This is a genomic window from Stenotrophomonas testudinis (assembly GCF_024499815.1).
Lineage (GTDB): Bacteria > Pseudomonadota > Gammaproteobacteria > Xanthomonadales > Xanthomonadaceae > Stenotrophomonas.
In genome coordinates this window covers 1-12,210 of the sequence record NZ_JAMOKY010000024.1, presented here as the reverse complement: position 1 = coordinate 12,210, position 12,210 = coordinate 1, and the positions used below count along the sequence as shown (strand labels likewise).

At 67.9% G+C, this 12,210-nt stretch carries 13 protein-coding genes; 6 read left to right on the top strand and 7 right to left on the bottom strand.

What is annotated here, in order from left to right; genetic code table 11:
• The first annotated feature begins 42 nt into the window (after positions 1-42).
• The gene (upp, locus tag NQ204_RS13325; protein ID WP_108768539.1) at positions 43-675 is read left to right on the top strand and encodes a uracil phosphoribosyltransferase; all 633 of its coding nucleotides are present in this window, start codon (positions 43-45) and stop codon (positions 673-675) included.
• A 163-nt stretch (positions 676-838) separates the two neighbouring features.
• The gene (locus NQ204_RS13320; protein WP_256644109.1) at positions 839-1,129 is read left to right on the top strand and encodes a PsiF family protein; all 291 of its coding nucleotides are present in this window, start codon (positions 839-841) and stop codon (positions 1,127-1,129) included.
• A 315-nt stretch (positions 1,130-1,444) separates the two neighbouring features.
• Here the strand turns inward: NQ204_RS13320 and NQ204_RS13315 are convergent, their stop codons facing one another.
• From NQ204_RS13315 to rsmD, 6 genes are all read right to left on the bottom strand, one after another.
• Complete coding sequence (locus tag NQ204_RS13315; protein WP_200753789.1) at positions 1,445-2,332, bottom strand: MBL fold metallo-hydrolase; 888 nt, start codon at positions 2,330-2,332, stop codon at positions 1,445-1,447.
• Between the two features lie 132 nt (positions 2,333-2,464).
• Positions 2,465-4,195 carry a gamma-glutamyltransferase gene (gene ggt / locus NQ204_RS13310; RefSeq protein WP_256644108.1) on the bottom strand — a complete coding sequence of 577 codons (1,731 nt, stop codon included), beginning with the start codon at positions 4,193-4,195 and terminating at the stop codon, positions 2,465-2,467.
• Positions 4,192-4,473 (bottom strand): YfhL family 4Fe-4S dicluster ferredoxin, encoded by a 282-nt coding sequence (locus NQ204_RS13305; RefSeq protein ID WP_079221516.1) that lies wholly within the window; start codon positions 4,471-4,473, stop codon positions 4,192-4,194. The genes ggt and NQ204_RS13305 overlap by 4 nt, the downstream gene beginning before the upstream one ends.
• Positions 4,474-4,604: 131 nt before the next feature.
• Positions 4,605-5,096, bottom strand: coding sequence for a hypothetical protein (locus tag NQ204_RS13300; protein ID WP_116864860.1), 492 nt, complete (start codon positions 5,094-5,096; stop codon positions 4,605-4,607).
• Positions 5,097-5,174: 78 nt separating this feature from the next.
• Entirely contained in the window at positions 5,175-5,684 is a 510-nt protein-coding gene (gene coaD, locus NQ204_RS13295) for a pantetheine-phosphate adenylyltransferase (protein WP_008267036.1), read from the bottom strand.
• Positions 5,685-5,710: 26 nt separating this feature from the next.
• On the bottom strand, positions 5,711-6,289 hold the full coding sequence (gene rsmD, locus NQ204_RS13290) for a 16S rRNA (guanine(966)-N(2))-methyltransferase RsmD (RefSeq protein ID WP_116864861.1): 579 nt from the start codon (positions 6,287-6,289) through the stop codon (positions 5,711-5,713).
• A gap of 557 nt (positions 6,290-6,846) precedes the next feature.
• On the opposite strand from rsmD, the gene htpG reads away from it, so the two are divergent.
• A complete protein-coding gene (gene htpG, locus NQ204_RS13285; protein WP_256644107.1) occupies positions 6,847-8,733 on the top strand; it encodes a molecular chaperone HtpG in 1,887 nt (628 codons plus the stop codon).
• 143 nt (positions 8,734-8,876) lie between these two features.
• Here the strand turns inward: htpG and NQ204_RS13280 are convergent, their stop codons facing one another.
• Positions 8,877-9,173 carry a flagellar basal body protein gene (locus tag NQ204_RS13280; RefSeq protein WP_116864863.1) on the bottom strand — a complete coding sequence of 99 codons (297 nt, stop codon included), beginning with the start codon at positions 9,171-9,173 and terminating at the stop codon, positions 8,877-8,879.
• 130 nt (positions 9,174-9,303) lie between these two features.
• Here NQ204_RS13280 and ftsY point away from each other — a divergent pair, with 130 nt between their 5' ends.
• From ftsY to NQ204_RS13265, 3 genes are all read left to right on the top strand, one after another.
• Positions 9,304-10,590, top strand: a complete 1,287-nt coding sequence (ftsY, locus tag NQ204_RS13275) for a signal recognition particle-docking protein FtsY (RefSeq protein ID WP_256644106.1) — start codon at positions 9,304-9,306, stop codon at positions 10,588-10,590.
• 115 nt (positions 10,591-10,705) lie between these two features.
• Positions 10,706-11,830: an A/G-specific adenine glycosylase gene (mutY, locus tag NQ204_RS13270; protein WP_256644105.1), complete on the top strand. Its 1,125-nt coding sequence runs from the start codon at positions 10,706-10,708 to the stop codon at positions 11,828-11,830.
• Positions 11,831-11,835: 5 nt separating this feature from the next.
• On the top strand, positions 11,836-12,105 hold the full coding sequence (locus NQ204_RS13265) for an oxidative damage protection protein (protein ID WP_108768528.1): 270 nt from the start codon (positions 11,836-11,838) through the stop codon (positions 12,103-12,105).
• The last annotated feature ends 105 nt before the right edge of the window (positions 12,106-12,210 follow it).

Below are 12,210 nucleotides of genomic sequence, written 5' to 3'. Positions count from 1 at the left end.
TCCGGCAAAATGGAGGCCTCTCTACAGTCCCCATTCCCGACCATGAAGATCGTCGAAGTGCGCCACCCGCTGGTGCAGCACAAGATCGGCCTGATGCGCAATGCCGCGCTCAGCACCAAGGATTTCCGCGAGCTGGCCAACGAACTGGGCACGCTGCTGGCCTACGAGGCCACCGCCGACCTGGAGACCGAACCGCACACCCTCCCCGGCTGGGCCGGCCCGGTGACCGTGCAGCGCATCGCTGGCGCCAAGATCACCGTGGTGCCGATCCTGCGTGCCGGCCTGGGCATGCTCAGCGGCGTGCTGTCGCTGATCCCGGCCGCGCGCGTGAGCGTGGTCGGCCTGCAGCGCGATGAGGAAACCCTGCAGCCGGTGCCTTATTTCGAGCGCCTGACCGGCCGCCTGGAAGAGCGCGATGCGCTGATCCTGGACCCGATGCTGGCCACCGGCGGCACCCTGATCGCCACCATCGACATGCTCAAGCGCGCGGGCGCGCGCCGCATCAAGGGCATCTTCCTGGTCGCCGCACCGGAGGGCATCGAGGCGGTCAAGGCCGTGCACCCGGACGTGGAGATCTACACCGCGGCCATCGATGCCCAGCTCAACGACAAGGGCTACATCCTGCCGGGCCTGGGCGATGCCGGTGACCGTATCTTCGGTACCCGCGTGGTGTGATCCAGCGGCTGGGGGCAGAGCCCATTGCCGTCGCAAAGGGATCTGACCCCGGGGTCGGATCCCTTCCGCAGGAAGGGCTCTGACTCCAGATTCATCTTCACGTCGTCTTCCGGCCAGCAGGCGAATGCTCCGCGCACCCCGCACCGCTCGCCCTGGAGATGCCATGAAAGCCTCGTTCCTGCTGGCCGCTGCCCTGCTCATCGGCCTGCCCCTTGCCGCCACCGCCGCCACCCCGCAACAGCAGCGCATGGCCGACTGCTCGGCGAAGAACAAAGGGCTGAAGGGCGACGCCTACAAGACCGCGCAGAGCGCCTGCCTGAGCGGCCACGCCACCGACACCAGGGCCACCACCCCGCAGGAGCGCATGAAGCAGTGCAACGCCGATGCCGCGACCAAGAAGCTCGCCGGCGACGCCCGCAAGACCTTCATGAGCAGCTGCCTGAAAGCCTCGTAACACTGCTCGTCCAGTTCAATCGAATGGGGTCGGAGCCCGTGGCTCAGCAACGGGATCCGACCCCATTTGAATATCGATATATGACAGATGTGCCGACCAACGGTCGGCACCCACCAACAGCCGCGTAAACCTGTCGAAGGTGGGGCGGTGTCGAATTGCGGGGTGTCCGCCGCATGGATGCGGCGGCCAAGCCTACACGGACGTGCTTGCGGCGTCCCCGCAATCCGACACCGCCCCGCCAACCCACGGGCAGCCCGCTTTTGACGTTGACGTTGTTTCTGCAGGTGCAGGGCGCAGCCCTGCCAAACGCTCCCCTCACCCCAACGCCCGCGCCTTCAGCTCCCCCTGCTCATGCAGGGTCACGAAACGCCCCTTCTCATCCCGCCCCAGCTGCGCCAGCGCCACCTGCGGGTCATGGGTGAAGAACAGATGCACGTTGCGCGCGAGCTTGTCTTCCAGGAAGCGCCGCTTCTCGTCGATCAGCAGCTCCGCATTGCGGTCGTAGCCCATGGTGATCGGCACGTGCACCCACGAGCGCCCCGGGATCAGGTCCGCACAGAACACCACGCCGCCGTGCGCATCCTCGCCGGCATGCGCGTGGCCAACGATCTCGGCCAGCATCAGGCCCGGCGTATGGCCGTCGCTGTAGCTGAAACGCACGCTGCTGCCCAGCACCTTGGAGTACTCGCCCTCCACCACTTCCAGGCGGCCCGTGGCCTGAAGCAGGCCCGGCAGCTCGGGAATGAAGCTGGCGCGGTCGCGCGGATGCGGCTGCAACGCCCGCTGCCAGTGCTGCGCACCCACCACGAAGGTCGCGTTGGGGAACAGCAGTTCCGGCGAGCGGCCTTCGCTCCATGCCGCCAGCAGGCCGCCGGCATGGTCGAAATGCAGGTGGCTGAGAACCACCACGTCGATGTCCTCGTGTTCGAAACCCGCTTCGCGCAGCGAATCGATCAGTACGTGCTGGCTTTCCTGTACGCCGTAACGGTCACGCATGCGCGGGTCGAAGAACGCACCGATGCCGGTCTCGAACAGCACGGTCTTGCCATCCAGCGGGCTGGCCAGCAGCGCACGGCAAGCCAGCTCGATGCGATTGAGCTCGTCCGGAGCCGCCCACTTTTCCCACACCGCACGCGGCGCGTTGCCGAACATCGCACCGCCATCCAGGCGTTGCGAGTTCCCACGAATCGACCATAGTTTCATGCGGCAATTATCGAGGCCCCCCCGTTAAATAATCGCTAGCCGGAATTGCGTGCCGCAAAATGCAGAACCCCGCCGGGTGGCGGGGTTCGGTGATTCTCACTTCGCCGGGCATGGCCCGGCGCTACCGCCGCATCAGTGCGCCGGCACGACCTGGGCGCTGCCCACCGGGTTGCGCGGATCGCTGCCGCCGTAAAGCTTGTTGGCCTTGCGGTCCCACTCCACCGTCTGCAGGTTGCCCCACACGTGGCTGGAGCCGCGGCCGCCGGCGGCGACATCGCCCGGCAGGTCGATCTTGTGGCCCATCGCCTGCAGCTGCTTCACGATGTCCGCGTCGAAGGCATCGCTCTCGGCCTCGATCAGGTCGGGCAGCCACTGGTGGTGGTAGCGCGGCAACGCGGCCACCTGCTGCGCATCCAGGCCAGCGTCATAGCCGAGGATGCCCAGCAGCACCATGGTGATGATGCGGCTGCCGCCCGGGGTGCCCAGCACCACTACCTTGTCGGCGTTCTCCATGAAGGTGGGCGTCATCGAGCTGAGCATGCGCTTGCCGGGCTTCGGTGCATTGGCCGCATAGCCCATCACGCCGAAGGCGTTGGGGGTGCCCGGCTTCAGCGCGAAGTCGTCCATCTCGTTGTTCAGCAGCACGCCGGTGCCCTTGGGAATCAACCCCGAGCCATACAGCAGGTTGACGGTCTGTGTGGCGCCGACGCGGTTGCCATCGCGGTCGATGATCGAGAAATGGGTGGTCTCGTCATCTTCCAGCGGGGTCGGGTTGCCCGACAGCAGGTCGCTGGGGGTGGCCTTGTCCGGGTGGATGGTGGCCCGCAGGCCCTGCGCGTAATCCTTGCTGGTCAGCACCTTCTGCGGGATCTGCACGAAGTCCGGATCGCCGAGGAAGAAGGTGCGGTCGCGGTAGGCGCGGCGCATGGCTTCCACCACCAGGTGGGTGCGGTGGGCCGCGTCCATCTGCTTGATGTCCCAGCCTTCCAGGATCTGCAGCATGCTGGCCAGGGCGATGCCACCGGACGACGGCGGCGGCGCGGTGGTGATCTTCCAGCCGTTGTAGTCGAACACGATCGGCTCGCGCAGCTTGACCTGGTAGCCGGCCAGCTCATCGGCCGTCCACTTGCCACCGGCCTGCTTGACGCCTTCCAGCAGCAGCTTGCCGGTCTGGCCCTTGTAGAAGCCATCGCGACCGCCGGCCGCCAGGCGCTCCAGGGTCTGTGCCAGCTCAGGCTGCTTGAACAGATCGCCGGTGGCGATCGGCTTGCCGTTGCGCAGGTAGACCTCGCGCGTGCCGGGGAAGCGTTCCATCACCTCGCGGCGCGAGGCGTAGCCCTTGGCCATGCGGTCATAGACCGGGAAACCTTCGCGGGCGATGCGGATGGCCGGCTGCAGCGAGGCCGACAGCGGCAGCTTGCCGTGCTTGGACGACAGCTCCACCAGCGCAGCGGGCAGGCCCGGGATACCCGCCGACCACGGGCCGTTGACCGAGCGGTCGCGATCCAGGTTGCCCTGCTTGTCCAGGAACGCCTGCGGGGTCGCGGCCGCCGGGGCGGTCTCGCGCGCATCCAGCATGATGTCCTTGCCGGTGGCTGCATCGTGCAGCAGGAAGAAGCCGCCGCCGCCCAGGCCCGAGCTGATCGGCTCGACCACGGCCAGGGTGGAGGACACCGCCACCGCGGCGTCGAAGGCGTTGCCGCCCTGCGCCAGAATGTCGATGCCGGCCTGGGTGGCCAGCGCATGACCACTGGCGATGGCCGCGCCATCAGGGCGCTCGGCACGGGCAGTGGTTTCAGCCCAGGCCAGCGGGCTCAGCACCAGGCTGAGCAGCAGCAGGGGGCGGACGATCAGCGTCTTCATTCGGATGGGGGCTCCGCGTAGAGTTCGGGGTGATCGTGCTGCAGTCGGCGCAACTTGGCCAGCAGCTGGACTTCCGTTTCCACGATCTCCGGGTCCGGGTCGATGCATTCGACCGGGCAGACGACCACGCACTGTGGCTCGTCGAAGTGACCCACGCATTCGGTACAGCGCGCAGGGTCGATCAGGTAGATGGTTTCACCCATCGAAATGGCCTGGTTCGGGCAGGCCGGCTCGCAGACGTCGCAGTTGACGCAGAGCTCGTTGATTTTCAGCGACATGGCGATACTCCTCGCCCGCGCCTTGGGACAAGGACCGCCCCGCGTGGGCGCGCGGGTCGGTCAGGTCATCAGCGGCTTCCTTGCGGAGCGCCGCCCGGGCCATGCCGGAGCATGGCCGCCATGGCACGGTCTTACTTGGCTTCGACGAAAATGTACTCGGCGCCGGTCGGCTGCACGGCAGCCTGCACGCGGGCGTTGTCAGCGGACTGGCCGATGAAGACGACGCGCACGCCCTTCATGGAATCCGGCGAGACGTCCTTGAACACGGTCTGGATCATGTCAGCCATCTTGCCCGAGGCCGACGAACCGAAGGCCAGCATGTTGCCCGGCTGAACGCCACGGGCCACGGCCTGGGTCGCGCTTTCGGTCTGGCGCTCGTACTTGGCCTGGAAGTCCGGGTCCGATTCCGGCGAGAGGTAATACAGGAACGGGCTGTTGGTGATGTTGCCCATGTTCTGGATCGCCACTTCCTGCAGGTACTTCTTCCAGCCTGCATCGTCTTCCTTGGCCGGAGCGACCAGGGCCTGCTTGGCGTCTTCGACCGGAGCGGCCTCTTCCTTCTTGCAGGCGGTGAAGGCCAGGGCAAACGAAGCGATCAGCATCGCGCGCATGGTGGTGTTCATGGGTTTCCTCCCGAGTGGTGCGTGTGGTTTACGTAATGGGGGTGCGTGGTACTACTGGCCCTGCCGCGCGGGCAGGATTTACGACTGCGCCGACTTCGCTTCGCGGACCTTGCGCAGCGCCTCGAGCACGGCGGCCGGCACGAAACCGGACACGTCGCCTCCCAGGCGGGCGATCTCGCGGACCAGCGAGGACGAAATGAAGCTGTGCTGCTCGGCCGGGGTCAGGAACAGGGTCTCGACCTCCGGGATCAGGTGGCGGTTCATGCTCGCCATCTGGAATTCGTATTCGAAGTCGGACACCGCGCGCAGGCCGCGCAGCAGCACCCCGCCCTGGACCGAACGTACGAAATGGGCCAGCAGGGTATCGAAGCCGATGACCTCGACATTGCTGTGGTGGCCCAGGGCGCCCCGCGCCAGCTGCACGCGCTGCTCCAGCGGCAGCGCCGGGCCCTTGGACGGGCTCTGCGCCACGCCGACCACGACCTTTTCGAACAACGGCGCGGCCCGGCTCACCAGGTCGATATGACCATTGGTGATGGGGTCGAACGTGCCGGGGTAGACGGCGATGCGGCGGTTGGCCACGGTCATGGGCGGTAGCAGATGTTCAGATGAGGTCAAAGTGTAGCAGTGGCGCGGCGGTACAGGGCAAAGCGCACCTCGCGGGTGCCGCCCTCGCGGTGCAGCAGCCATTCCGGAGGCAGCACGGGCACATGGCCCGCCGGGGATTCCAGGTACAGCCAGGCATCGGCGGCGAGGTGGCGCGGCAGCTGGGCGAGCACGTCCTGCCAGAGGCCGTCGGCGAACGGCGGGTCGATGAAAACCAGTGTGGCCTGCTGCGCGGGGGCGCCCTGCAGCCAGCGCAGGGCATCGGCCTGAACCACGGTGACCTGCTCGGCAGCCTGCAGCTTGGCGACAGCGGTGGTCAGGTTGCGGCCGAGCTGGGCATCGCGCTCGACCAGGGTGGCGTGGGCGGCACCGCGCGAGACGGCTTCCAGGCCCAGCGCGCCGCTGCCGGCGAACAGGTCCAGCACCCGCGCCCCGCCGAGCTTGGGCAGCAGCCAGTTGAACAGGGTTTCGCGCACGCGGTCGCTGCTGGGCCGCAGGCCCGGAAGGGTCGGCACCGGCAGGCGGGTATTGCGCCAGCGCCCGCCGATGATGCGGACCTGGCCGTCATTGCCACCACGGCCGCTCACCGGCGCCCCCGGCGGGCTTCATTCGAGAATTTCAGCATGAGCAGGATTGTAGTTCGGCCGGGCGGCGCCCGGGGACGCGCCAACGCATGCGCGCTGTCGCTCCCACGCTTCGCTGCGCGAAACGCGGGGCCCCACTTACCAGCTTCCACACCCCCGCCGCTTCGCGGCCGCCCCCTGACTCAGGGGGCTCCACCCCAGACGCGATCCGATGCTCGACATACAGGCCAGTTTTATTTCGATATCTGACAGATGTGTCGACCAAGGTCGACACCTACCAACCGCCGAGTGAACCCGTCAGAGGCGGGGCGGTGTGGGTTGGCAGGACCGTTGGCGCCATGGATGGCGCCATCGAGCCCCCAGGGACGGGTTCACGGCGTGTCCTGCCAACCCACACCGCCCCGCCATCCCACGGAACGCCCGCTGTTGCTGTTGCTTCGGCCTCTGCAGGTGCAGGGCTGCAAGCCCTGCCCGACCAACCCCTTGATATCGGGACAATCAGCCATACCCCTTGGCCAGGCCGCACGCGCTGGCGCGGCATTGCACACGGAGCCCTATCGATGACCGAGACCACCCAGACCGAAACCCTTGGCTTCCAGACCGAGGTCAAGCAGCTGCTGCAGTTGATGATCCATTCGCTGTACTCCAACAAGGAAATCTTCCTCCGCGAGCTGGTCTCCAACGCCGCCGACGCCGCCGACAAGCTGCGCTTCGAAGCCCTGACCCAGCCCGCCCTGCTGGAAGGCGACAGCGAACTGCGCGTGCGCGTCAGCTTCGACGCCGCCGCCCACACCATCACCATCGAAGACAACGGCATCGGCATGAGCCGCGCCGAAGCCATCGCCCACCTTGGCACGATTGCCAAGTCCGGCACCGGCGATTTCCTGCGCCAGCTGTCCGGCGACCAGAAGAAGGATTCGCAGCTGATCGGCCAGTTCGGCGTCGGCTTCTACAGCGCCTTCATCGTCGCCGACGAAGTGGAAGTGACCTCGCGCCGCGCCGGCCTGGCCGCCGCCGAGGGCGTGCGCTGGACCTCGCGTGGCGAAGGCGATTTCGACGTGGCCACCATCGACAAGGCCGAGCGCGGTACCCGCATCGTCCTGCATCTGAAGGATGGCGAGCACGACTTCGCCGACGGCTGGCGCCTGCGCAGCATCCTCAAGAAGTACTCCGACCACATCGGCCTGCCGATCCAGATGCCGAAGGAAGGCGACGACGCCGCAGGCGAGTGGGAGACCGTCAACCGCGCAAGCGCGCTGTGGACCCGCCCGCGCACCGAGATCAGCGACGCCGAGTACAACGAGTTCTACAAGCACGTGGCGCACGACCACAGCGACCCGCTGGCGTGGAGCCACAACAAGGTTGAAGGCAAGCTCGAGTACACCTCGTTGCTGTACGTCCCCGGCCGCGCGCCGTTCGACCTGTACCACCGCGACGCGCCCAAGGGCCTGAAGCTGTACGTGCAGCGCGTGTTCGTGATGGACCAGGCCGAGCAGTTCCTGCCGCTGTACCTGCGCTTCATCAAGGGCGTGGTCGATTCCAACGATCTGTCGCTGAACGTCTCGCGCGAGATCCTGCAGTCCGGCCCGGTCATCGATTCGATGAAGGCCGCGCTGACCAAGCGCTCGCTGGACATGCTGGAAAAGCTGGCCGCCGACAAGCCGGAGCGGTACGCCACGTTCTGGAAGGAATTCGGCCAGGTGCTGAAGGAAGGCCCGGCCGAGGACTACAACAACCGCGAGAAGGTGGCCGGCCTGCTGCGCTTCGCCTCCACCCGTGGCGAAGCCGATGCACAGACCGTGTCGCTGGCCGATTACATCGGCCGCATGGCCGAGGGCCAGGACAAGATCTATTACCTGACCGGCGAGAGCTACAGCCAGGTGCGCAACAGCCCGCACCTGGAAGTGTTCCGAAAGAAGGGCGTGGAAGTGCTGCTGCTGACCGACCGCATCGACGAGTGGCTGATGGGCTACCTGACCGATTTCGACGGCAAGGGCTTTGTCGACATCGCCCGCGGCGACCTCGACCTGGGCGCGCTGGAAAGCGAAGCCGACAAGCAGGAACAGGAAGCGGCAGCGAAGGACAAGCAGGGTCTGGTCGAGCGCCTGAAGTCGGTGCTGGGCGATGACGTGGCCGAAGTGCGCGTGTCGCACCGTCTGACCGATTCGCCGGCGGTGCTGGCCATCGGCGAACAGGACCTGGGCCTGCAGATGCGCCAGATCCTGGAAGCCAGCGGGCAGAAGGTGCCGGACAGCAAGCCGGTGCTGGAGATCAACCCGGGCCACCCGCTGATCGCCAAGCTCGACGCCGAAGCCGATGGCGCGCGCTTCGACGACCTGGGCCGGGTCCTGTTCGACCAGGCCGCGCTGGCCGCCGGTGACAGCCTGAAGGATCCGGGCGCCTACGTGGCACGCCTGAACAAGCTGCTGCTGGAACTGTCGGCCTGACCGATGGGGAGGGCGCCGGGCAAGGCAGGCTTTTGTAGAGTCGAGCCATGCTCGACTGCCGTGCGGGTGCCAACCAACGGTTGGCACCTACCGGGGCGGATCGGGCGTGTCAACCAAGGTTGACACCTACCAGAGCGGTTGCCTCAGGCTTCCCGATCCAGCAGCGAGCCCAGCATCTGGTCCTGGCGACGGATCACCGCGGCGTTGGCGGCAAACGCCACCACCTCGGCCTTGGCCGCCAGCAGGTCGCCCAGTGGCGCTGTCGGGTCCGGATCGGTGGCATTGACGGTGGTTTCCACCCCGCCCTGCTCCATCGGGCTGCGCTGCAGCTGCAGGCGCTGCGCGTCCGGGGTAGCGAGGTTGGCCACGTTGTGTGCGGCCACCTGCACGCCCTGCTGGGCCGCACGCATGCCGGACAGCGCAGTCTCCATCACGTTCATCGGCGGTCTCCTGGCCGCCCTGCGCAGCCCCTCGAACCGGTTAACGGCCGCACCTGCGAAATCTTGAGTGCACATCGGGCCGACAGGCTCGAGTGGTAGCATATCCCTCTGATTTCAGCGCCTTTTGCCAATGCTCAGTTTTTTCCGCCGCAAGAAGCCCCAGGACGCCGCCACACCGGACGCGCCCAAGACCCAGCATTACTCGGCTGACGAGCTGGCGGCGGCGTTCCCGTCCGCCGCCCCGGTCGAAGAAGCCCCGGCCGCGCCGGTCGCCACGCCCGCGCCTGCGCCTGTCGTAGCGCCCGAGCCGCCGGTCGCCGCTGCGCCGCCTGCCCCGGCCCCGGCCCCGGAACGCGTCATCGCTCCGGAAGACTTCGAGGCCGAGGCCTTGGCTGCGGCCGCCGTGCTTGCACCGCTGGCCCCGGTCACCCCGGCCGAAGCGCCAGCCACGCCTGCCACGGACCTGCCGGTACTGGTCGATGCGCCCCCGGCCCCGGCCGGCAAGCCCGGTTGGCGCGAGCGCCTGCGCAACAGCGTCATCGCCCGCAGCTTTGGCGGCCTGTTCTCGCGCAATCCCAAGCTCGACGACGACCTGCTGGATGAGCTGGAAACCGCACTGATCACCGCCGACGTCGGCGTGGGCGCCACCACCGACCTGGTCGAGGGCCTGCGCAAGCGCATGAAGTCGCGCGAGTTCGTCGATGCCAATGCGCTGCTCGCCGCGCTGCGCAGCGAACTGATCGCAATCCTGCAGCCGGTCGCCAAGCCGCTGGTGATCGACCGCAACGCCAAGCCCTTCGTGGTGCTCACCGTCGGCGTCAACGGCGTCGGCAAGACCACCACCATCGGCAAGCTGGCCAAGCGCTTCAAGGACGAAGGCCACAGCCTGATGCTGGCCGCCGGCGATACCTTCCGCGCCGCCGCCGTGGCCCAGCTGCAGGCCTGGGGCGAGCGCAACGGCGTGGCCGTGGTCGCCCAGGGGCAGAACGCCGACGCCGCTTCGGTGGCCTACGACGCCCTGCAGGCCGGCAAGGCGCGCGGCACCTCGGTGCTGATCGCCGATACCGCCGGTCGCCTGCATACCCAGTCCGGCCTGATGAACGAGCTCGGCAAGATCCGCCGCGTGCTCGGCAAGATCGACGAGACCGCGCCGCACGAAGTGCTGATGGTCATCGACGGCACCACTGGCCAGAACGCGCTCTCGCAGCTGCGCCAGTTCAATGCCGCGGTGAAGGTGACCGGCCTGGTGGTGACCAAGCTGGACGGCACCGCCAAGGGCGGCGTGGTGTTCGCCCTGGCCCGCGAGTTCGGCATTCCGATCCGTTTCGCCGGCATCGGCGAGCGCCCGGAAGACCTGCGCGTGTTCGATCCGGAAGCCTTCGTCGACGCCCTGCTGCCTGAAGCGCTGGGCGCCTGATACGCCGTGCAGCCACGCATGGCGTGGCCCTACTGCCCTGCGCGCGACGCATGGCGTGGCGCAACCGCAATCCAGTAGAGCCACCCCACGGGTGGCTGCCTTCCCCGGAACACCCATGTCCCGCCAGCCGCACGCCAGCGCCAACACTGCCCGGGAAGACGGCTTCGTCGCCCACCTGCTGCACTGGTTCGACGACCACGGACGCCACGACCTGCCCTGGCAGCATCCGCGCAGTCCCTACCGGGTCTGGCTGTCGGAAATCATGCTGCAGCAGACCCAGGTGACCACGGTCATCCCGTATTTCCAGCGGTTCCTGCAGCACTTTCCGACCCTGCCCGACCTGGCCGCCGCCAGCAACGACGAGGTGATGGCGCAGTGGGCCGGGCTCGGCTACTACGCCCGCGCCCGCAACCTGCACGCCGCAGCCAAGCGCTGCGTGGAGCTGCACGACGGCGACCTGCCACGCGATTTCGATGCCCTGCACGCCCTGCCCGGCATCGGCCGCAGCACCGCCGGCGCGATCCTCAGCCAGGCCTGGAACGACCCGTTCGCGATCCTCGATGGCAACGTCAAGCGCGTGCTCAGCCGCTATCACGGCATCGAGGGGTTCCCCGGCCTGCCGGCCATCGAGAAGCAGCTGTGGTCGCTGGCCGAAGCACATGCAGCGCAGGTGCCGGCCGGTCGCATGGCCGATTACACCCAGGCGCAGATGGACCTGGGCGCGACCGTGTGCAGCCGCGCCAAGCCGGCCTGCGTGATCTGCCCGATGCAGGAAGACTGCGTGGCACGCCGCGAAGGCCGCACCGCCGACCTGCCCACACCGAAACCCGGCAAAATTCTGCCCGAGCGCGAGGCCGTGGCCCTGCTGCTGCGCGACGCCCAGCAGCGCGTGCTGCTGCAGAAGCGCCCGGACACCGGCATCTGGGCGCAGCTGTGGACGCTGCCGCAGGCCGACGCCGGCAGCGACCTGCAGGACTGGTTCGACGACCATGTCGACGGTTCGCTGGAAGAGGCCGAGGAACTGCCGGTGCTGCAGCACACGTTCAGCCACTATCGGCTGCACCTGCAGGTATTGTCGCGGCAGGTGCGCGGGCTGCGCGTGGAGGAACCCGCGCTGCGCTGGGTCGCCGCCGATGAACTTCCGGCGCTGGGCCTGCCCGCGCCGATCCGCAAGCTGCTGGAGGGCACGCCGGTGAAGGCGCCGAAACGCAGAGCCACCAAACCCCGCAACCACGAGTGAGTACCATGCCCCGAACCGTCTTCTGCCAGTACGAACAACGCGATGCCGAGGGCCTGGATTTCGTGCCCTACCCCGGCGACCTGGGCCAGCGCGTGTTCAACCATATCGGCAAGCAGGCCTGGGCCGCCTGGCTGGCGCACCAGACCATGCTGATCAACGAAAACCGCCTGTCGCCGCGCAAGCCGGAGCACCGCGCGATGCTGGAAGCGGAGCTGGTCAAGTTCCTGTTCGAGAAAGACGCCGAAAAGCCGGCCGGCTTCACCCCCGAAGCCTGAGCCGGTAGCGGGGGGGGGGGGGGGGGGGGGGGGGGGGGTGGGGCGGGGGGGGGGGGGGGGGCGGGCGGCGGGGGGGGGGGGGGGGGGGCGGGCGGGGGGGGCGCG